At 72.9% G+C, this 19,728-nt stretch carries 18 protein-coding genes; 11 read left to right on the top strand and 7 right to left on the bottom strand.

The window, feature by feature from the left end; genetic code table 11:
- Positions 1 to 45: 45 nt before the first annotated feature.
- The 6 genes from ACIBH3_RS15395 to ACIBH3_RS15370 form a co-directional block, all read right to left on the bottom strand.
- A complete protein-coding gene (locus ACIBH3_RS15395; RefSeq protein WP_396312451.1) occupies positions 46 to 1,728 on the bottom strand; it encodes an MFS transporter in 1,683 nt (560 codons plus the stop codon).
- Positions 1,725 to 2,279, bottom strand: a complete 555-nt coding sequence (locus ACIBH3_RS15390; RefSeq protein ID WP_396312450.1) for a TetR/AcrR family transcriptional regulator — start codon at positions 2,277 to 2,279, stop codon at positions 1,725 to 1,727. The genes ACIBH3_RS15395 and ACIBH3_RS15390 overlap by 4 nt, the downstream gene beginning before the upstream one ends.
- Positions 2,280 to 2,495: 216 nt before the next feature.
- Positions 2,496 to 2,888 (bottom strand): cell division protein SepF, encoded by a 393-nt coding sequence (locus tag ACIBH3_RS15385; protein ID WP_396312449.1) that lies wholly within the window; start codon positions 2,886 to 2,888, stop codon positions 2,496 to 2,498.
- A gap of 270 nt (positions 2,889 to 3,158) precedes the next feature.
- The gene (locus tag ACIBH3_RS15380) at positions 3,159 to 3,668 is read right to left on the bottom strand and encodes a DinB family protein (RefSeq protein ID WP_396312448.1); all 510 of its coding nucleotides are present in this window, start codon (positions 3,666 to 3,668) and stop codon (positions 3,159 to 3,161) included.
- Between the two features lie 131 nt (positions 3,669 to 3,799).
- Positions 3,800 to 4,516 (bottom strand): TVP38/TMEM64 family protein, encoded by a 717-nt coding sequence (locus ACIBH3_RS15375; protein ID WP_396312447.1) that lies wholly within the window; start codon positions 4,514 to 4,516, stop codon positions 3,800 to 3,802.
- A 639-nt stretch (positions 4,517 to 5,155) separates the two neighbouring features.
- Complete coding sequence (locus ACIBH3_RS15370) at positions 5,156 to 6,415, bottom strand: MFS transporter (RefSeq protein ID WP_396312530.1); 1,260 nt, start codon at positions 6,413 to 6,415, stop codon at positions 5,156 to 5,158.
- A 237-nt stretch (positions 6,416 to 6,652) separates the two neighbouring features.
- Here ACIBH3_RS15370 and ACIBH3_RS15365 point away from each other — a divergent pair, with 237 nt between their 5' ends.
- Positions 6,653 to 7,918, top strand: coding sequence for an ROK family transcriptional regulator (locus tag ACIBH3_RS15365; protein ID WP_396312446.1), 1,266 nt, complete (start codon positions 6,653 to 6,655; stop codon positions 7,916 to 7,918).
- A gap of 80 nt (positions 7,919 to 7,998) precedes the next feature.
- Here the strand turns inward: ACIBH3_RS15365 and ACIBH3_RS15360 are convergent, their stop codons facing one another.
- Positions 7,999 to 8,394, bottom strand: coding sequence for a hypothetical protein (locus ACIBH3_RS15360; protein WP_396312445.1), 396 nt, complete (start codon positions 8,392 to 8,394; stop codon positions 7,999 to 8,001).
- Positions 8,395 to 8,632: 238 nt separating this feature from the next.
- Between ACIBH3_RS15360 and ACIBH3_RS15355 the strand changes: the two genes are divergently transcribed.
- From ACIBH3_RS15355 to ACIBH3_RS15310, 10 genes are all read left to right on the top strand, one after another.
- Positions 8,633 to 9,046, top strand: a complete 414-nt coding sequence (locus ACIBH3_RS15355) for a molybdopterin-binding protein (RefSeq protein WP_396312444.1) — start codon at positions 8,633 to 8,635, stop codon at positions 9,044 to 9,046.
- A 179-nt stretch (positions 9,047 to 9,225) separates the two neighbouring features.
- On the top strand, positions 9,226 to 9,672 hold the full coding sequence (locus ACIBH3_RS15350) for a hypothetical protein (RefSeq protein WP_396312443.1): 447 nt from the start codon (positions 9,226 to 9,228) through the stop codon (positions 9,670 to 9,672).
- Complete coding sequence (locus ACIBH3_RS15345; protein WP_396312442.1) at positions 9,669 to 10,424, top strand: glycerophosphodiester phosphodiesterase; 756 nt, start codon at positions 9,669 to 9,671, stop codon at positions 10,422 to 10,424. The genes ACIBH3_RS15350 and ACIBH3_RS15345 overlap by 4 nt, the downstream gene beginning before the upstream one ends.
- Positions 10,424 to 11,593 carry a winged helix DNA-binding domain-containing protein gene (locus ACIBH3_RS15340; RefSeq protein WP_396312441.1) on the top strand — a complete coding sequence of 390 codons (1,170 nt, stop codon included), beginning with the start codon at positions 10,424 to 10,426 and terminating at the stop codon, positions 11,591 to 11,593. Before ACIBH3_RS15345 ends, ACIBH3_RS15340 begins: the two co-directional genes overlap by 1 nt.
- Positions 11,594 to 12,246: 653 nt before the next feature.
- The gene (locus ACIBH3_RS15335; protein WP_396312440.1) at positions 12,247 to 12,786 is read left to right on the top strand and encodes an ArsR/SmtB family transcription factor; all 540 of its coding nucleotides are present in this window, start codon (positions 12,247 to 12,249) and stop codon (positions 12,784 to 12,786) included.
- Positions 12,783 to 14,069 carry an MFS transporter gene (locus ACIBH3_RS15330; protein WP_396312439.1) on the top strand — a complete coding sequence of 429 codons (1,287 nt, stop codon included), beginning with the start codon at positions 12,783 to 12,785 and terminating at the stop codon, positions 14,067 to 14,069. Before ACIBH3_RS15335 ends, ACIBH3_RS15330 begins: the two co-directional genes overlap by 4 nt.
- A 488-nt stretch (positions 14,070 to 14,557) precedes the next feature.
- Positions 14,558 to 15,376: an SDR family NAD(P)-dependent oxidoreductase gene (locus ACIBH3_RS15325; RefSeq protein WP_396312438.1), complete on the top strand. Its 819-nt coding sequence runs from the start codon at positions 14,558 to 14,560 to the stop codon at positions 15,374 to 15,376.
- Between the two features lie 195 nt (positions 15,377 to 15,571).
- Positions 15,572 to 16,288, top strand: coding sequence for a flavodoxin family protein (locus tag ACIBH3_RS15320; protein WP_396312437.1), 717 nt, complete (start codon positions 15,572 to 15,574; stop codon positions 16,286 to 16,288).
- Positions 16,289 to 16,647: 359 nt separating this feature from the next.
- On the top strand, positions 16,648 to 18,261 hold the full coding sequence (locus tag ACIBH3_RS15315) for a Dyp-type peroxidase (RefSeq protein ID WP_396312436.1): 1,614 nt from the start codon (positions 16,648 to 16,650) through the stop codon (positions 18,259 to 18,261).
- Between the two features lie 2 nt (positions 18,262 to 18,263).
- Positions 18,264 to 19,724 carry an FAD-binding oxidoreductase gene (locus tag ACIBH3_RS15310; protein WP_396312435.1) on the top strand — a complete coding sequence of 487 codons (1,461 nt, stop codon included), beginning with the start codon at positions 18,264 to 18,266 and terminating at the stop codon, positions 19,722 to 19,724.
- Positions 19,725 to 19,728: the final 4 nt, after the last annotated feature.

Below are 19,728 nucleotides of genomic sequence, written 5' to 3'. Positions count from 1 at the left end.
GGTCGTGGCGGCCCCGAGCGTGTCACTGCTCGGGGCCGCCGCGCGTCACGGTCGTGTCACCACCCGCCGTGCGTCCTGCCGCTGTGCCTCCGGTTCGTCCCCGGCCCGCGCGTGTGCCTCGGGCTCTCGGGCCTCCGGTTCCCAGGCCTCGGGCGCGCGCGCCCCGGGTTCGGTCCCGGCGCCGGCCTGCGTGCGGGCGCTCTGCTGCTCCCGGCGCTCCGCGCCGGGCCGGCCCCGCAACAGCAGCCGGGCCAGGCCCGAGGCGGCCACCAGCAGCCCGCCGGCGAACCAGGCGGCCAGGTTCAGGCCGTGGACGAAGGAGTCCCGTGCACTGGTCAGCAGCGGTCCGGCCAGCTGCGCAGGCAGCGAACCGGCCGCCTCCACTGCGCCGCCGATCGACTCGCCGGCCTGCGCGGCCGCCGCGGGGTCGGTGCCGGCCGGGACGGTGAGCGCCCCGGCGTAGAGCGCTCCGACCACCGAGCCGACCATCGCGATGCCGAGTGCGGTGCCCAGCTCGTACGCCGTCTCGGAGACCGCGGAGGCGGCGCCCGCCTTCTCGCTGGGCGCCGCGCCCAGAACCTCGTCGGCGGAGAGCGTGTAGACCACGCCCTCGGCCGTGCCGACGGTCAGGAACGCGGCGGCGATCAGCAGGTAGGTGCTGTCCTGGTGCACCCAGCCGAGCGCCCCGACGCCCAGGCCCATGGCCAGCAGACCGAAGGTCAGCGAGGCCCTGGCGCCGAACCTGCGGGCCAGCCTGGCGGTCAGCAGACCGCCGACCACCGCGCCCGCGAAGGCGGGCAGTTCGGCGAGTCCGGCCTGCAACGGCTCGTACCCGCGCACCAGCTGGAGGTACTGGGACATCACGAACACCACGCCGGAGAGCCCGATCAGCGCGATCAGCGAGGAGAGGACGGCGGCGGTGAACCGGCGGTCGCCGAACAGCCTGACGTCCAGCAGCGGGGCCGGCAGGCGCAGCTGGCGGCGGACGAAGACGAACAGCGCGCAGGCGCCGAGCACCGCGGTGGCCGCGACGTCCCAGCGGGCGGGCCCGTGCGCGGCGGCCTCCTTGATCGCGTACACCACGCCGACGACGCCCGCCAGGGACAGCAGCACGCTCGGCAGGTCCCAGCTGCCCGGCTCCGGGTCCCTGGACTCCGGCAGCAGCCAGCCGCCGAGCACCAGCAGCAGGACCACCAGCGGGATGTTGAGCAGGAACACCGAGCCCCACCAGAAGTGCTCCAGCAGCACCCCGCCGACCACCGGGCCGAGGGCCGCGCCGGCGGCGGCCGCCGCGCCCCAGATGCCGATGGCGGTGGCCCGCTCGCGGGCGTCCGGGAAGAGGCTGCGGATCAGCGAGAGGGTGGAGGGCATGATGGTGGCGCCGGCCACGCCGAGCAGCGCCCGGGCCAGGATCAGCCAACCGGGGCCGGGGGCGTAGGCGGCCAGCAGCGAGGCGGCGCCGAACGCCGAGGCGCCGGTCAGCAGCAGCTTCTTGCGGCCGATCCGGTCGCTGAGCGATCCCATGCTGACCAGCAGGCCGGCCAGGACGAAGGAGTAGGCGTCGCCGATCCACAGTAGCTGGGTGCCGCTGGGGCGCAGGGTCTCGCTGATGGAGGGTATGGCCAGTGACAGCACGGTCGCGTCGAGCGCGACCAGGGTGACGGCCAGGACGAGGACGCCGAGGCCGACCCAGCGCTGGCGCGGGCTGGCGTTGAGGATCTTGCTCATGGTGTGTTCGGCTTCCTGAGGGCGCCGCCGAGGAAGAGCTCGGCGAGCGAGTAGGCACTGTCGCGAGGGGCCAGGCGTCCGTCCTGGACGGCCCATCCGACGCCGGCGACCAGGTCGAAGAAGGCTTCGCTGAGCCACCCGGCCGAGAGCTCGATTCGGAACACGCCCTCCTGCTGCCCGCGCAGGAACAGTGCGCGGACCCGGGCGTCCTGGATCTCCCAGAGCTCGTTGATCTCGGGGTCGTCGTAGAGCTGGTTCTCGCCGGCCAGGAAGGCGCACAGCGCGGCGTCCGGCACGACCGCGTCCACCAGTCGGCGCAGGGCCGAGTGGGCGTCGCCCTCCTCGATGGCCGCGGTGTCCAGCGCGGTGGCGAACTTGCGCAGGCCGAGCGCGCCGACCTCGCGGATCAGGGCGTCGCGTCCGGGGAAGATCCGGTGCAGGGTGGCGCGGCTGATGCCGGCGGCGCGGGCGATCTCGTCCAGGTGGGCGGTCGGGCGGCGGGAGAGCACGCCCACTGCTGCTTCGAGGACGGAGTCACGATCGGTGGCCATGCTGCAAGTGTAGATCAGATGAGACATGAATGTCTCAGAGTATTTTCAGCTGCCTCAACTGAGGCAGCTGTCCATCAGGGAGGGGTGATGGGCGGTGATGAGCGGTGAGAGGCCCGAGACCCGCGGCGATCCGTCCGCGTGCGGGCAGCAAAAACCGGGGACGGCGTCCTGCTGCCGTCCCCGGTGGGGTCTGCGGTGCCGCTCCGGCGGCCCCGCTCAGCTCTGGTTGTAGAAGCCGGTGTCGTCCAGCGGGCGGTCGATCACCATGACCTCGACCTCCGCGGGCGTGAGGAGGAAGACCCGGCGAGCGATCCGCTCGATCCCTCCGCACGTGCCGAAGATGAGACCGGAGGCGAAGTCGACCATGCGCTTGGCCTCGGCCTCGTCCATCTCGGTCAGGTCCATGACCACCGGGGTGCTGGCGCGGATGTGCTCGCCGACGGTCCTGGCGGCCTCGAATCCGGTCGGACGCAGCGAGACGATCTTGGCAGGGGCCGGCCCGGACGCCATGGTCTCCTGGTCGCCCCACGGATCGTCGTACACCGCGGCCGGGTAGTTCCCGGAGGGCATCAGCCACCCGTTGTGGTGCTCGTCGCGAAGTGCTCCCATGCCGCGCCTCCCTGTCTCGTCCCGTACGCGTCCGCCCGGGTGCGCGTGTCCTTTTGACACGTCATCCACTCGTCGGAACTGTCCGAGTATCGCACTGATCACCGGTCCGGTGCCCGCTCGCGACCGCCGTACGGGTCGTGGCGCGCCGCGAATCCGGATGAACCCCGGTATCTGTTGCGACGCCGCAGCTCGACGGATGGTTGCGCGCGTAGACCATATCGGTCTTGGTCAGCCACCAATTGACCTTCTGTCAACCTGGATCTCCGGGGTTCATACCCCGGTGGTGCCGTCCACGACTTCACGGAGCAGATCGGCATGACCGTTGTGCCGTGCGTACTCCTCGATCACGTGCACCAGAATCCAGCGCAGCGTCACCTCCTGCTCGTGGCGCAGCGTTTTGCCCACCGTATCCAGCGGAAGACCGGCCGCGGCCGCACGGGCGCTCTCGACCTCGGCCCGCCAGGTGGCGAAGTCCGCGGCGACATCCGCGGTGTCGACGTTGTCGAAGTCGCCGTCCGGGTCCTGCTCCGACCAGAAGTGGCTGGGCAGCTTCTCCCCGCGCAGGATGTTCCGGAACCAGTGCCGTTCGACCTCGGCCATGTGCCGGACGAGGCCCAGCAGGGAGAGACTGGAGGGCGGTACCGAGCGCAGCCGGAGCTGGTCGTCGGACAGGCCCTCGCACTTCTCGGCGAGCGTGGCCCGGTGGAACTCGAGCCAGGCCGTGAGCATGGCCGTCTCGTCACCGGCGGAGGGGGGATAGATGCGTGCAGTCGTTGTCATGGCGGCCATAGTGGCGCAGCGCGCTGACAGTGGCCACACAATTGTCCGGACGGGTTTCGGAATCCCGGGTTCGGGACCGCCTCGCCGCGGCCGTCGCGGGCACTGTTCGCGGCCGGCCCGGTTCCTCGTCCTCAGGTTGACGCCACGTCAGTGCGTCGGCCGCGGCGCCGGGCGGTGCGCCACAGTGACACCGCGCTGAGCACGACCATCAGTGCGATCGCGCCGGCCGAGACCAGGAACGCCCCGGAGCCGGGTGAACTCGCGCTGGCGGCGGCCACGACGTAGGCCGCCGTGGCGGGCACCACGCCGATTGCCGTGCCCGTCAGGAACGGCGCGAACCGCACGCCGGAGAAGGCGGCGGCGAAGTTGCCCGCCTGGAACGGCAGTCCGGGGAACAGCCGCAGCAGCAGGGTGCTGCGGAAGCCCTGTTCGGTGAACCTGAGGTCCAGGACGGTCAGCGCCCGCGCCCGCAGGAGCGGGCGCAGCGCGTCCCGGCCGAGCAGCCGGCCCAGGCCGAACGCGAGTGCCGCGCCCAGGGTGGTGCCGAGCACGGCGAGCAGCAGGCCCTGCTCGATGCCGAGCAGCAGCCCGGCGGCGGCGTTCAGCGCCGGGCGGGGTACGAAGGCGAGGGTGCCCAGCGCGTACACGCCGACGAACGCCGGGCCCTGCCAGAGCCCGGGGACGGTGGCGGCCAGGCCGCCGGAGAGCAGTGCGGCCGGGTCCCAGAGCAGCAGCGAGGCGGCCGCCGCCAGGAGCAGGACGGCCAGCAGGGCGAGCCGGGCCCAGGGCGAGAGCAGCGCGCGGCGCAGCGCGGATCCGGGCGGCGCGGGGGGCGGGGGAGCGAGCACCGCCCGAGCTTAACGGCCGCTGCGGGGTGGCCGGAAAGCCGGAGCGGCCCGGAAGGGGCGCGGGGGCCCGGAGGCGACGCGGTGGGCGCCGGTGATCGCGATGCCTGCCCCACCCGGTCGGCGGCCCGCGTCCCGTGCGGCGTCGGGCGGCGTCGGGCGTCCGGTTCCGCGCCCGTCCCGTATCGGCGCCCGCTGCCGGGCCGGCCTGGAGCGGGAGGTCGGCCCGGCCGACTTTCGCGCCGGGGCAGCGGGCCGGGGCCGGCCGGCCGCAGCTCGCGGGAACCCGGACGGCGGGTGCTCGTCCGGTGACGAAGCCGCACCGACAGCGGGTGCGCGGACGCGCTGGACGGACCGGACGCGGGGGTGGGAGGGAATCGCAGCGAATTGCCAATCGCCGCCTTCGGCCGGGGCGGTCGAGAGATCTGAGCGCGGATTCGGCGACGGTGGCGGCAGTCGGGTCGTGTACGGGCGGGTGCCTTGGGCGTGGTGGCCGAAGGGTGCTCGCTGTCGAGTGTCACGGCCGGCCGCGCCCGCGGATTCCATCCGGTATCCGCGGGGCCGGCCCGCTGCCCGCGCGATATCAGCCGCAATTGTCCCTGAAATCGGCTCGGCCGATAGGCATACCGAGCCGGCGTGCGGTCATTCCCTAACGGCCTGCGCGCCGATGCTCCCGCTGCTCTCCGGTACGCCGAGCGGCACCTCGCGCACGGTCGGCGGGGTGCTGACCGGCTCGGCCCGGCGCAGGGCACCGGCGCCCAGGATCAGCGCGGCGGCGAGGGCGGTCACCAGGGCGAAGGAGACGGTCAGCGAGGTGGCCTGGGCCAGCGCGCCGATCACGGCGGGCGCGATCAGGCCGGAGGTGTACGTGACGGTCGCGACGCCGGCGATGGACTGGCTCGGGTTGCCGCCGATCCGCCCGGCCGCCGCGAAGGCGAGCGGGACGACCACCGCTATCCCGATCCCGATCAGCGCGAAGCCGGGGATCGCCAGGTACGGGGAATCCGCGAGGACCACCAGCAGTCCGCCCACCGTGGCCACCGCACCGCTGATCCTGGTCGCCCGTACCGGCCCGATCCGGCGGATCACCGCGTCCCCCGCCAGCCGGCTGACGGCCATGGTGCAGGCGAAGGCCGTGTACGAGGCGGCCGCGACGGTGGCGGAGGAGCCGGTGACGTCCCGCAGGTACACGCCGCTCCAGTCCATCGAGGCGCCCTCGGCGAAGACGGCGCAGAAGCCGACCAGGCCGATGACGAGCGAGCTGCGCGGCGGCAGGGCGAAGCGCGGCGGGGCCTCCTCGGTGGCGTCCGGCCTCAGCCCGGGCAGTCCGCGGCAGACGAACTGGCCGGCCAGGGCCAGTACGAGCGCGGTGACGGCCAGCTGGAGCCGGGCGTCCAACTCCTGGTGCGCCGCCAGGATGCCGAAGGCGGACGCGAGCAGGCCGCCCACGCTCCACATGCCGTGCAGGCCGGACATGATCGATCGGCCGAGCCGCTCCTCGATCACCACGCCCTGCGCGTTCATCGCCACATCGGCCATGCCCGCCGTGGCGCCGTAGACCAGCAGGGTCAGGCAGAGCACAGGCAGGGAGGGGGAGAGCGCGGGCAGGGCAAGCGCCAGGCACCAGAGCGTCAGCAACCCGCGCACCGCCGCCCGGCCGCCGTAGCGGTGGACGAGCCGGCCGGCGAGCGGCATGGCCAGCGAGGAGCCGATCGCCGGCATCACCAGCGCCAGGCCGAGCTGCCCGGCGCTGAGCTCCAGGCGGTCCTGGAGCCAGGGGATGCGCGTGACGAATGAGCCGGTGACGGCCCCGTGCAGGGCGAAGACCAGGGCGATGCCGATCCTGGCCCGGCGCGGGTCCCCCAGGCCGGGGTGCGGGCTCCCGGTCGCGCTGTCGGTCATGGCTCCGTTGCTCACGCTGTCTCTTGCGATGTCTCTCACGCGCTCGGTCATTCGACGCTCCCTCCGGATCGCGTGGCAGGCGCGACAGTGTCGTCTTGGTCGGGCGGGTCGGTGCTGTTGCTATGCCGGGCCTGTCCCGGCCGTCCTGGGCAGAGGCGGGTGCAGGGTGGTGCGGACCCTGTTCGATAAACTATCAGGAAGGGACCCTGATAGAAACCTCTGGAAGGATGCATCCCCATGACCACCGCGCGCACGGCCACGCCGAGCACCGCCCGCGCCATCAACGACCGGTTGGCGCTCAACCTGCTCCTCGACCAGGGCCCGCTCACCGCGACCGAGCTGCGCGACCTGACCGGCCTCTCCCGTCCGACCGTCGCCGACCTGCTGGAACGCCTCCAGCGCACCGGCCTGGTCGCCGTCGTCGGCGAGCGCGGCGAGCAGCGCCGGGGCCCGAACGCCCGGCTGTACGCGCTGATCGCCGACCGTGCGCACATCGCCGCGATCGACGTACGCGAGGCCGGCGTCAGCCTGGTCGTCGCCGATCTCGCGGGCCGTACGCTCGCCACGGCCGAGCTGCCCGCCGGCGCGTTCGCGTCCGATGCGTCCGACGCGGATGGCGCGGGAGGCGCGCACGCGGGGGGCGCGTCCGACCTGGCCGAACGTTCCGTCCAGGCGCTGCTGGACACGGCTCGCGAGGCCGGCGTCGGACACCTGCACACCGTCGCGGTCGGCGCCCCGGGCCTGGTCGACCCGGCGACCGGGCGGCTCAACAGCACCGGCGCCCTGACCGACTGGCACACCGGGCTGCTCGCCGCGCTCGGCGAACTGCCCGGCACGGACCTGATCCTGGAGAACGAGGTCAACCTCGCGGCGGTCGCCGAGCACCGGATCGGAGCCGCGCGCGACCGCGACACCTTCGTCCTGCTCTGGCTCGGCCAGGGCGTCGGCGCCGCCGTCGTGCTGGACGGCAAGCTGCGGCGCGGCGCCTCCGGCGGCACGGGCGAGATCGGCTTCCTGCCCGTCCCCGGTACGGGTTCGCTGCCCAGCGCCACGGGCTGCGAGGGCGGCTTCCACGCACTGGTCGGCAGCGCCGCCATCTGCGCGCTCGCCCGCAGCCACGGCCTGCCGGCGGCGGACGGCCGCGCCCTCGCAGAGATCGACGCCCGCGCCGAGGGCGACGCCCCCGCAGCCGAGGCCGCTGTGCGGGCGGCGATCGCGGCCGGCCCGTCCGGCGAAGCCTTCCTGGACACGCTCGCCGAGCGGATCGCGCTGGGCGCGGCCGCCGTCTGCGTGGTGCTGGACCCCGGCTGCCTGGTGCTCGGCGGCGAGATCGGACGCGCTGGCGGCGCCGAGCTGGCCGACCGGGTGGAGCGGCGGCTGGCGACCCTGTCGCCGCTGCGCGCCGAGGTCAGGCCGGGCGCGGCCGGCGGGGGTGCAGTCCTCAGCGGTGCCGTGCTCACCGCCTGCGACGCCGTCCGGCGGGATCTGTTCGGCGAGCCGTAGGCCGGCGCGTGCTCGGCGGTGGGCCGCCGGGCGTCGGGTGCGGGGCGGGGAGGGGTCGGCCCGTCGGCCCGTCGGGCCGCTCAGCGTCGGGCGCTCGTGGCGGGCGGCCGGCTGCCCGTGTCATCGGTGACGTCCGAGGAGTTCACGGAGTTCGAGTGGTCGGAGGACTGCGGGGTGTCCGGGGGCCGCGAGGCGCCGGTGGGCGAGAGCGCCGGGGTGCCGAGGGCGAGGGCCGTGACCAGGCCCGCCGTCACCACCAGAGCGACCGCGACCCGGCCGCACACCGCGAGCCAGGACACCGGCTCGCGGGCGGGCGGCGCGATGTTGCTCTCGTAGCGCCTGTCGCGGCAGGGCTCGTCCTCGTCCTCGTCCTCGTACAGCACGTCCGAATACGGCTCGACCGGGTGGGGTTCGCGCGCGTACGGCTCGCCGGGGTAGGACTCGGTGAACGACACCCGTTCCGCCCCCTGCGTCATCGTCCTCGTCCTTCCGCTTCGCCGGTCCCGTAGCCGTCCGTTCCGGAGCGGTCCACGTCCGGTCCGGATCGAACTATGTCCGATTCGTACAGCTTAGATCGGAAATAGCGCCGAAGATCCGTTGGCTTCCTCCGACCGGGCCCACCGGTCGACGCGGCGATCCGCTTCGCGGACGGCCTGTGGCATACGGCAGGATGGCCGCGACAGTTGATCGCCGACACACCGCCAGGAGTCGAACATGGGCCAGTCCGCGCCGGTCAACCCGTATCGCATCGGCGAGGCCGCAGCGATGCTCGGGGTGAGCGCCGACACCATGAGGCGGTGGGTCGACGCCGGACGGGTGGCCGCCGAACGCGACGAGCACGGGCATCGGATCATCCCCGGCGCGCAGCTCGCCGCCTTCGCCCGAGAGCTGGCCCGCCCGGAGAACGCCGAGGCCGAGGGCCGGCCGTCCTCGGCCCGTAACCGGTTCCCCGGCATCGTGACGCACGTCGTCCTGGGGGACGTCGCCGCTCAGGTGGAGATCCAGGCCGGGCCGTTCCGGGTGGTCTCGCTGATCAGCCGCGAGTCGGCGGAGGAGCTCCGCCTGGTCGCCGGGGCGCCGGCGACGGCCGTGATCAAATCGACCAATGTGATGATCGAGCGCCGCTGACGGCCGGTCGGCCGGTCGGCCGGACAGTCGAACAGCCGGATGCCGCCCCGGCCGGGTGGTACCGCACTTCGAGCGTGCGTGCGTGTCCTCCCGGTGGACGGCGCCGCCGCCGCGCGGACCGCCGGTCCCGCCGGAACCGAATCCGCCCCCACTCCCGCCAGAATCGAGGTCGTGTGCCCATGTCCCACCCGTCCCTCCCCTCCACCCAGAGCGCCGTGTTCGCGGTGGAGGCCATGGCCGCCCGGCACGGCCGCTCGGTCCGCGCCACCCACGACATCGGCCGTGACCAGACCTTCGCCGGGCTGCTCCTGCCCGAGGGCCTGGCCGGCGACCTCGAAGGGATACCGCACGAGGCCCTGCTGGAGATCGACGGGGCTCCGGGCCTGACCGTCCGTCTGTTCGTCCACGACGAGGCCGTGGTGACGGTCGAGGGCATCGCCTTCGACGTGCCGCGCGACAGTGTCCCGCCGTTCCTCGACGCCGTCTGGGGCGGTCTGGCGCATGTCCGGCGGAAGGCATTCCCGCCGTCCTGCACGCTGGTGGTCGCCGTGCCCGGCGAGGCGTCCTACCGCGAGGCCGTCACCGACCTCGCCCTCACCCCCTGGCTCGCGGGAATCGTCCGATGACCGCCCCCGGCCGCCCCGCGCCCGCCACCGACCACGCCGCGCCCGCCACCGACCGACCGGCCCCGCGCGTGCTCGCCGTCGCCCACCGGGGTGACCCCTACCGCCACCGCGAGAACACCCTGCCCTCCATCGAGTCCGCCCTCGCGGCGGGCGCCGACGCGGTGGAGGTGGACGTCCGGCTCACCCGCGACCGGGTGCCCGTCCTGCTGCACGACGACACCCTCGAACGCCTCTGGCGCGACCCGCGCCCGCTGCGCTCGCTCACCCTGGAGCAACTGGACGGCGTCGGCGTCCCCGGCCTGCGGGTGCCCACCCTGGCCGACGCCCTCAAGGCCGCCGCCGAGACCCCGTCCGCGCGCCTGCTCATCGACCTGGACGACCCCCACCCGGCGGCCGCCACCTGGGCCGCCGTCACCGACCTGGGCGCCGAGCAGCGGGTCGGCTTCTGCGGCCCGGCCACCGCGATGCTCGCCGTCCGGGCGCTGGCCCCCGCCGCCGAGATCGCGCTCACCTGGACACAGCCCCGCCTGCCCGCTCCGGCCCTGCTCGCGGACCTGCGCCCGCGCTACCTCAACCCGCCGTTCGGCCTGGCCGAGCCCGAATTCGTCGCGGCCGCCCACGAGGCCGGACTGGCCGTCAGCACCTGGACGGCCGACCTGCGCCGCACCATGCGGCGACTGCGCCGGGCCGGGGTCGACTCGATCACCACCAACCGCATCGCCGTGCTGCGCTCCCTCCTGGACGGGCACTGATGGCCAAGCCGCCGCCGAGCCGGCCCGGCGCACCGGCCGCACCGGTCTCACCGGGCGATGTACCCGACGTGCTCAGCACCCGGGCGCTCGGCCGGGCCCTGCTGGCTCGCCAGCACCTGATCGAACGCGCCGCCGTCCCGCCGGCCGCGATGGTCGAGCACCTGGTCGGCATGCAGGCACAGGCGGCCCCGCAGCCGCCGTACCTCGGGCTCTGGGCCCGCCTGGAGGGCTTCACCCCCGGCGCGCTGACCGAGCTGATCGAGCGCCGCGAGGTGGTCCGGACCGCTCTCCAGCGCGGCACCATCCACCTGGTCACCGCAGCCGACTGCCTGACGCTGCGCCCGCTCGTGCAGCCGGTGCTCGACCAGGCGCTGCGCAGCAACTATGGAAGATACCTGGCCGGGCTGGACCTCGGTGAGCTGGCGGCCGAGGGGCGCAGGCTGGTCGAACAGCAGCCGCGGACCTTCCAGCAGCTCGGTGCGCTGCTCGGCGCTGGCCTGCCCGAGCGCGATCCGGCCGCCCTCGCCCAGGCCGTGCGCTGCATCCTGCCGCTCGTCCAGGTACCGCCGCGCGGGATCTGGGGCCGGGGCGGCCCGGCCGCGCACACCACCGCCGAGCACTGGCTCGGCCGCCCGCTCGATCAGGACCCCGCTCTGGACGACCTGGTGCTGCGCTACCTCGCCGCGTTCGGCCCCGCGACCGTCGCCGACGTGCAGAAGTGGTGCGGCCTGACCCGGCTCACCCAGGTGCTCAAGCGGCTGGCCCCGCAGCTCATGACCTTCCGGGACGAGCACGGCCGCCTGCTGTACGACCTCCCCGATGCACCGCGCCCCGATGCCGACACCCCCGTCCCCGTACGGCTGGTCGCGCCGTTCGACAACCTGCTGCTCTCGCATGCCGACCGCACCAGGGTGCTGCCGGAGGAGTACCGGGGCCGGGTGATGAGCCACAACGGAATCGTCCTGGGCACTCTGCTGGTGGACGGACTGGTCGCGGGCAGCTGGGAGCTGACGGAGGGCCGGGAGGGCTCGGCGGACCGGCTCGTCCGGGTGCGCCCGTTCGCGGCGCTGCGCCGGGCGGACGCGGCGGCTGCCGAGGCGGAGGCCGGGCGGCTGCTGGAGTTCGCGGGCGGGGCGGGGGAGGTCCGGATCGAGGCGCCGCAGGGTTAGGCGGCCGACCGGCCCGCCCGAGCGGTCCCGCCGGGCCCGGTCGGGCCGGCCCGGCCGCCAGGCCCGGTCGCGCTCGGCCGGTCCGTCATATCCATCTGCTGGTACGGACATCCCGGAACCCGGCGGAGGAGCCCGCACAGGCTCCGGGGCCGGGTGTGAGTGGTCGAGGTACAGAGAGTGCCGCTGGGATTGACCTTGGTCGGGTTGGTCTACTTCGCGGGCGCGTCGAGCCGGCGGGGTACAGCGCTGGCGCGCAGTTCGCGCTGGTCGCCGAGCTGCGCGAGCGCGGCATCGGCTTCACCTCGCTGCACGAGAACCTGGACACCACGACCCCCGGCGGTCGGCTCGCGGCTCGGCTGCGAGCAGGTCGGCTCCGCCCCCGGCCCCTGAGTGACCTGGGTGTTTGAAGATCCCGGAGGGTCGGGTGACCCTCCGGGAGGGATCTTCAGAAGACGAAGGCTTCTTGACGACTCAAGGGCTTGGGCGGTGCGGATGAGCTTCCGCGACGGCCGGAGCGAGGCCGCCCGGGTGCGGGTCGAGCGAGGTCGGGAAGGAGAGCGCAGGCGCGAAGGCCTCACGTGCTGGACAGTCGATTCCGGAAGCCCGAACAAAACCCCTTGCCTAATGGTCAAGAATCGTTGACCATTAGGGACATGCCTACCGATGATCTTCCCGAGACGTTCCACGTCACCACTGACGAGCAGCTACGCGCCGTTTCCAATCTCACGCGGCACCGGATCATGGCCGTGCTCCGCTTCGAGCCCGCGACGATCACGCAGATCGCCGAGCGAGTGGGCCTCGCGAAGGGGAGTTCCAGCTACCACGTACGGCTGCTGGAGCGGGCCGGCCTGGTGAAGGTGGTACGAACGCGGAAGGTCCGGGGGGTCACCGAGCGGTACTACGCGATGGCCGCTCGGGCGATCGTGCTGCCGGATCCGGGCGAGGGAGGGCCGGATGTGCTGATGCGGCATGCGGTGGCGGACCTGGAGGCGGCGCCGGTGGACGGCGAGCGGCACGTACGGATGGCGCATCTGCGGCTCACCGAGGAGCAGTTCGCGGAGCTGGGGGCGCGGCTGCACGCACTGGCGGACGAGTACCGGGAGCTGTCCGATCCGTCGCTGCCGGACGCGTCACTCGTCTTCGCACTGTTCCATCCGACATCGCGCGAGCAGGCCGAAGGGGACGCCAAGTGACTTCGGACGTTCGAAAGTTGCCGACCGGGTTCGGACGGCTGTGGACTGCGCAGACGGTGTCCTCGCTCGGTGACGGGGTGTCGCATGCCGCGCTGCCGCTGCTCGCGTTGACGTTGACGCGGGATCCGATGGCGCTCGCCGTCGTCGCGGCCGCCGGAACGCTGCCGTGGTTGCTCTTCGGGGTGCTCGGCGGTGCGCTGGTGGACCGCTGGGACCGTCGGCGCACGATGTGGGTCACGGACGCGGCGCGTGCGGTGCTGCTCGCGATACCGGCGGCAGCGGCCGCGCTCGACGTGCTGAGCATTCCACTGCTCGCGGCCGTCGCCTTCCTGCTCGGCCTCGGCGGACTCTTCTTCGACACGGCCGCGACGGCCTATCTGCCGGATCTGCTCGGCCGCGACCCCGCGCTCCTGGAGCGCGCCAACTCCCGCCTGCGCGGCGCCCAGACCGCCGCGTCCGGCTTCGCGGGGCCGCCTGCGGGCAGTGCCCTGCTCGCGCTCGGGCGGGCGGTTCCGCTGCTCGCCGACGCGGTGTCGTTCGCGCTCTCCGCACTGCTCGTACGGTCGCTGCCCGCCGCACCCCGGCCCGTACCGCAGGCCCGTGAGTCGCTGCTGCGGCAGGCGCGGGCCGGCGCCTCGTACGTATTCCGTGATCAGTTGCTGCTCGGGCTCGCGCTGCGTCCGGCGGTCGGGAACATCGCCTTCCTCGCCGTGGAGACCGTACTCGCCCTCTTCGCGCACGATCGTCTCGGTATCGACGCCTTCGGATTCGGTCTGCTCCTCACGGCGGAGGCCACCGGCGGTCTGCTCGGCGCGGGCATCGCCTCCTTCCTCGGCCGACGACTCGGCACCGGCACCGCGCTCACCTGCACGGCCGCAGTCGAGGGACTCGCCATCCTGGGCCTTGCCGTCGCCCCGAACCCGTACGTCGCCGGCCTCGCGCTCGCCGTCTGCGGAGCGGGTATGGGCGCCACGATGGTACTCGGCCCCTCCCTCCGACAGGCGATCGTCCCCGCCCACCTGATGGGCCGGGTCGCCTCCACCTCCCGCATGCTCGGCATGTGCGCCGCCCCGTTCGGCGCCTTCCTCGGCGGCTGGCTGGCCACCACCTACGACGTATGCACCCCGCTCTACACCGCCGCCGGCCTCCTCCTCACCATGACCGCCGTCACGTCGACCATGACCAGCAACCGCCAGGTTGAGGCGGCGCTGCGGGCCGCCGCCCCGGCCGGTGATCCAGACCACCCGGAATCCCGGGTTCCCGTTCAGGAGGGTGCCATCTAGGGCTCCGCGAGGTCGTTGAGCCAGTGCTGAGCCCAGCTCGGCGTTCCTCGCCTCGGCCCGGAGCGTCGGGCGCCCGGCCTCCACGGGATGCAACGAGTGGCCCAGCTGGCGGGGTGCGCCGCCGTCAATCCTCGTCGTCCTCGACAGCCTCCGGGGTCCGGCCAGGGTCGCATGCCCTGGCCGGGGCCACTGGCGGTGATGTCGCCCGCGCGACGCGGACCGTAGCCACCCGAGACGCCCCACTCGGCGGGTATCGCCGAACCCCAGCAGCACCACCGGACGGTGTGCTAGCCGACGAAGATCAATCTCAGCGGCACTTTCTGTACCTCAACTACTCACACCCGGGGGCGCCAGGGCCGGGTGGGGCAGCATTGCCGGATGGACCCACCCGGCGCAGCATCCATGCATATGATCTTGATGTCCAGCGCGTCCACCGCGTCCACCGCGTTCACGCGTCGATCTGAGCCTGCATCGGAGACTGAAGACCTATGGCCGACCAGCGAGTTGTCATCGTCACCGGCGGCGGCACGGGCATCGGCGAGGCGACCGCCCGACTGCTGCGCGCCGCGGGGCACCATGTGATCGTCTCCGGGCGGCGGCCCGAGCCGCTGCACCGCGTCGCCGAGGAGACCGGCGCCGTGGCGCACCCCTCGGACACCGCCGAGCCCGACGACGTCCAGGACCTCGTGGACACGGCCGTGTCCAGGTTCGGACGGCTCGACGGTCTCGTCCTCAACGCGGGAATCGGACGCGGCGGCGCCGTCGGCGACCTCTCCCTGGAGGACTGGGAGAGCGTCATGCGTACCAACCTCACCGGCCCCTTCCTGCTCCAGCGGGCCGCCCTCCCGCACCTGCTGGCGTCGCGCGGAGCGGTCGTCGCCGTCGCCTCGGTGTCCGCCCTGCGCAACGGGGTCGGCAACGCCGCGTACGCCACCTCCAAGGCCGCGCTGCTCCAGCTCTGCCGCTCCCTCGCGGTCGACTACGGCCCGCGGGGGCTGCGCGCGAACATCGTGTGCCCCAGCTGGGTGCGGACCGAGATGGCCGACCGGCGGATGGCCCGGTTCGCGGACGAGGCCGGGCTCAGCGGTGGCGCCGACGCGGCCTACGAGCAGGCGACCCGCCTCACCCCCGCCGGCCGTGCGGGTGAGCCCCGCGAGGTCGCCGAGGTGATCAGCTGGCTGCTCTCGCCCGCCGCGAGCCTGGTCAACGGCGCGGTCCTGACGGTCGACGGAGGCATCACCGCGGTCGACCCGGGGACACTGGCGTTCGACTTCCGGATCGAACCGCGCGAGGACGGCTCCGCGTAGACCTCCGCGTAGACCTCCGCGCGGGCACCGGGAGGACGGGCCCCCGAGCCCTCACCCGCCCGCCGCCGTGCGGACGACGGTCAGGCGGCTGGCCGAGCACACCGAGCGCCCCCGCGCCGGGGCTGGTGAAGTGGGAGCAACGGCGGACGGTGGGCGGCACCGGCCCGCCCTCACCGCCCGAAGGAGACCGTCCCCATGGCCGACACTGCCACGTCCTACGCCGACCTGAGCGCCCTGGTGATCAACTGCACCCTCAAACGCTCCCCGGAGCGCAGCCACACCCAGGGCCTGATCGACGTCAGCCGCGGCATCCTGGAACGCCAGGGCGTCCAGGTCGAGGTCCTACGGGCGGTCGACCTCGACATCGCCACGGGCGTGTGGCCGGACATGACGGAACACGGCTGGGAGACCGACGAGTGGCCGGTCATCTACAACAAGGTGATGTCCGCCGACATCCTGACCCTGGCCGGACCGGTGTGGCTGGGGGACAACTCCTCCGTCATGAAGCAGGTGATCGAGCGCCTCTACGCCTGCTCGTCCGTGCTCAACTCCTCCGGCCAGTACGCCTACTACGGCCGGGTCGGCGGCTGCCTGATCACCGGCAACGAGGACGGCGCGAAGCACTGCGCGATGAACGTCCTCTACAGCCTCCAGCACCTGGGGTATGTCATCCCGCCGCAGGCCGACGCCGGCTGGGTGGGGGAGGCCGGCCCGGGGCCGTCGTACCTGGACGAGGGCTCGGGCGGGCCGGAGAACGACTTCACCAACCGCAACACCACCTTCATGACCTGGAACCAACTCCACCTCGCCCGCATCCTCAAGGACGCCGGCGGCATCCCGGCCCACGGCAACCAGCGCTCCGAGTGGGACGCCGGCTGCCGCTTCGACTTTGAGAACCCCGAGCACCGCTGAGGATGGAATCGGCGTGGGCTGACGGGAGCGCCGAAGGGATCCGATCGTCATGCGGTGGAATCCACCCCGGCCGGGCATCGGTGCACGGCGGCCGGTGAGGCTTGCCCGCCTTCGCATCGGCGAGGCATTCCCGTCCCGAACGGGAACACGTACTCACTCATCGGGCGGACCGCAGTTCAGCACGTCGCAGGCCGGCGCCCCGCGCACTGCGCCGCGCGAGTGATGGTGCGTGAGATCTTCCAACCCATCCGTATCCAAGCAGAACCGCAGGTAGAAGCCGCGCTGCTGCCCCTTGCACCGGCCATCGGGAAGCGTGTCGCTGCGCTCCGGTCGGCCGCGCTCCGCGCACGGTGGAACGTATGGCTATCGACCTGAAGCAGACCGCGATCGATCCGGACCTGCCGACCGTTCCCCCGACCCGCAACACCCAGGAGGCCATTCGGGCCGCCATGGGTGACATGCAGGGCAACATTCTCAAGGGCCACGGCCGCGACCACAGCCGCCACCTGTTCATCACCTTCGCCACAGGGAGCGCCGACGACCGGCAGAAGGCGCGGCAGTGGCTGGCCGCGCTGGCCCAGCCCAGGTACGTCACCTCGGCCCTGACGCAGTACGAGGAGGCGAACAGCTACCGGGACACGCTGAGGACGATCGCTCGGAACGGTGCGATCACCCCCGCCGACCGGATGGCGATGATCCTCTCGGCCAGCGCCGTCTTCGTCGGCGTGATGGTCTCGGCCGACGGGTACCGGGATCTCCGACTCGGCGCGGACCTCACGCCGGACGACCCGTCCTTCGCCGCCGGCGCCAAGAACCGGGTGACGATCATCAACGACCCGCCGGTGACCGCATGGGAGCCCACCTTCCAGGCCACCCTGCACGCCCTCGTCGTCGTCGCCGACGACGATCCGGTACTGCGCATCGACCCGTTGGTGGCGGAGCTGAAGCAGCAGCTCGCGGCGATCGGCGCCACGGTCGCGGAGGAGACCGGCACCGTCATGCGCTTCGACACCCAGGGCAACCCGAGCCCCACCGGCGCGGTCCACGAGCACTTCGGCTTCGCGGACGGGGTGAGCCAGCCGCTCTTCCTCGCCCGGGACATCGAGCAGGCCAGGACGCGCAACGGCGGCATCGACAGGTACGACCCGAGCGCGCCGCTGGACCAGGTGCTGGTCAAGGACCCGGCGGGCGGGAGCGACGGCTACGGCTCCTACTTCGTGTACCGCAAGCTGGAGCAGGACGTGCCGGGCTTCCGCGGCGACGAGTCGGCCCTGGGACAGGAGATCGCGAAGCAGACCGACCCCAAGGCGCAGGATCCCACGGACGCCGACATCGCCCTGGCCGGCGCGTACATGGTCGGCCGGTTCAAGGACGGTACCCCGGTGGTGGAGCAGCAGGTGCCGGGGCTGGCTTCGCTGCCGAACAACTTCACCTACGACGATGACGTCGACGCGGTGCGCTGCCCCCTCGCGGCCCATGTCCGCAAGGTCAACCCGCGCGGCGACAAACAGCGCCAGTTCGGGGTGCCGATCACCCAGGAGCGGACCCAGCGCATCGCCCGGCGGGGAATCAGCTTCGGTCCCGCGACGCTGAACCCCGCGCCCACCGACAACGTGGGACTGCTGTTCCTGTGCGCGCAGAGCAGCATCGCGGACCAGTTCGAGTTCATCCAGGCGATCTGGTCGAACTTCGAGGACTTCCTGTGCCCCGCCACCGGCCTGGACGCGGTGATCGGCCAGCTGCCCTTCGCGGACCCCCGGGACAAGGCGGTCGAGCAGCCCTGGCCCAAGGTGTACGGCTCCCACAACCAGCTGGACTTCTCGAAGGTGCCGCCGGCGCCCATGGACGCCTTCTTCCCGAAGCGGGTCGGCCAGTGGGTGACCATGCGCGGCGGCGAGTACTTCTTCGTGCCGAGTCTGAGCGCCCTGACGAGGTTTGGCACCGTGGTGGAGCCGGCCGGGAACGGGGCCTGACCGTGAGCCGCCACCAGCGGGCCGTCAACGATCTCGCCCGGCACCTCAGCGGGTACGTCTGCGAGCCGGGCACCCCGGACTACGCCAAGGCGATGGAGATCGACAACGGCCGTACCCGGACGCCGCCGGCCTACGTGGTGCGCGCCAACTCGGTCGCCGACGTCACCCGGGCCATCGCGTTCGCCCGGGAGCTCGAACTGCCGATGACCGTACGCGGCGGCGGCCACAGCGCCGCCGGGTACTGCCTCAACCGGGGCGGCGTCGTGCTGGACCTCGGGCTGATGAAGGCCATCACGCTGGACCGGGACAGCAAGCGGCTGCGGGTCCAGATGGGCGCCATCTGGAGCGACGTGTACGGGTACGTCGCCCGCAACGCCACCCCGCTGATCCCGGTCGGCGGCGGCTGTCTGACCGTCGGCCTGCCCGGCTTCCTGCAGGGCGGCGGCTACAGCTTCGTCTCGCGCTCCTACGGACTGGGCAGCGACAACGTCACCGAGATCAAGCTGGTCGACGCCGCGGGTCGCCTGCGCACCCTGACAGCCGATGCCCCCGACGAGGCCGACCGGGACCTGTTCTGGGCCTGCCGCGGCGGAGGCGGCGGCAACTTCGGCGTCGCCGTCGAGATGACCCTCCAACTGCACACGCCCGCGGCCGCGACCGTGATGGGTGGCGCGCTGTCCTACCCGCTGGAGCGTGCCCAGGAGGTGATCGCCGCCTACGACGCGTGGGCCAAGGACGTCCCCCGGGCGATGGCCGCCTACGGCTATGTCGGCCGCGACCCCGACCCGGCCGAGCCGACCCGGAAGATCCCCACTTTCCGGATCACCCCGGTCTTCAACGGGGAGTACGCCGAGGGCGTCGACCTGCTGCAGCCGATGCTGCGGCTCAAGCCCTTCAACGCGAGCATCTACTCGATGCCGCTGCCGACCTGGGAGGCCACCATCGGCCGCTCCACCCTGGTCGGTGACCGCCAGGCCTACATCCGCTCCGGGGTCATCGGCGAGGGCGGCTGGCACAGCGGCATGATCGAGGCCGTCAAGGACGCGATGGAGAGCGCCCCCTCGCCCGACAGCTTCGTCGTGTGGACCCACGGCCGCGGCAAGGTCCGCGAGCCGGAGGGCGACAACCACGGGCCCTACCCGCACCGGGACAAGCGCTACATCTTCGAACTCAAGGCCATCTGGACCGACCCCGCCGACACCCGCACCAACGCGGAGTGGGCCTTCGACTTCGGCGAGGCGCTCAGCGCCGACTTCCACGGCGCCTACGTCAACTACATCGACCCGCTGCAGAAGGACTGGGCCGTGGCCTACTACGGCGACAACCTGGCCCGGCTGAGGGCCGTCAAGGCGGCCGCCGACCCCACCGGCTTCTTCCGCTTCCAGCAGTCGGTCGACTCGACCTTCGAGCCGGACCTCAGCCGCCCGCTCGACCTGAGCCCGATCAACCGCACCATCTGCTGACCTG

The organism is Kitasatospora sp. NPDC050543 (assembly GCF_044457565.1).
GTDB lineage: Bacteria > Actinomycetota > Actinomycetes > Streptomycetales > Streptomycetaceae > Kitasatospora.
The sequence above is the reverse complement of the archived record's forward strand: the minus strand, read 5'-3'. Positions and strand labels throughout refer to the sequence as shown.

Coding starts and splice junctions, on each gene's coding strand:
- ACIBH3_RS15380 (WP_396312448.1), bottom strand. CDS start 3,668: ATGACAACGACTGCACGCATCTATCCCCCCTCCGCCGGTGACGAGACG.
- ACIBH3_RS15340 (WP_396312441.1), top strand. CDS start 10,424: ATGGCCAAGCCGCCGCCGAGCCGGCCCGGCGCACCGGCCGCACCGGTC.
- ACIBH3_RS15345 (WP_396312442.1), top strand. CDS start 9,669: ATGACCGCCCCCGGCCGCCCCGCGCCCGCCACCGACCACGCCGCGCCC.
- ACIBH3_RS15365 (WP_396312446.1), top strand. CDS start 6,653: ATGACCACCGCGCGCACGGCCACGCCGAGCACCGCCCGCGCCATCAAC.
- ACIBH3_RS15390 (WP_396312450.1), bottom strand. CDS start 2,279: ATGGCCACCGATCGTGACTCCGTCCTCGAAGCAGCAGTGGGCGTGCTC.
- ACIBH3_RS15355 (WP_396312444.1), top strand. CDS start 8,633: ATGGGCCAGTCCGCGCCGGTCAACCCGTATCGCATCGGCGAGGCCGCA.
- ACIBH3_RS15350 (WP_396312443.1), top strand. CDS start 9,226: ATGTCCCACCCGTCCCTCCCCTCCACCCAGAGCGCCGTGTTCGCGGTG.
- ACIBH3_RS15335 (WP_396312440.1), top strand. CDS start 12,247: ATGCCTACCGATGATCTTCCCGAGACGTTCCACGTCACCACTGACGAG.
- ACIBH3_RS15320 (WP_396312437.1), top strand. CDS start 15,572: ATGGCCGACACTGCCACGTCCTACGCCGACCTGAGCGCCCTGGTGATC.
- ACIBH3_RS15385 (WP_396312449.1), bottom strand. CDS start 2,888: ATGGGAGCACTTCGCGACGAGCACCACAACGGGTGGCTGATGCCCTCC.
- ACIBH3_RS15325 (WP_396312438.1), top strand. CDS start 14,558: ATGGCCGACCAGCGAGTTGTCATCGTCACCGGCGGCGGCACGGGCATC.
- ACIBH3_RS15370 (WP_396312530.1), bottom strand. CDS start 6,415: ATGACCGACAGCGCGACCGGGAGCCCGCACCCCGGCCTGGGGGACCCG.
- ACIBH3_RS15315 (WP_396312436.1), top strand. CDS start 16,648: ATGGCTATCGACCTGAAGCAGACCGCGATCGATCCGGACCTGCCGACC.
- ACIBH3_RS15395 (WP_396312451.1), bottom strand. CDS start 1,728: ATGAGCAAGATCCTCAACGCCAGCCCGCGCCAGCGCTGGGTCGGCCTC.
- ACIBH3_RS15360 (WP_396312445.1), bottom strand. CDS start 8,394: ATGACGCAGGGGGCGGAACGGGTGTCGTTCACCGAGTCCTACCCCGGC.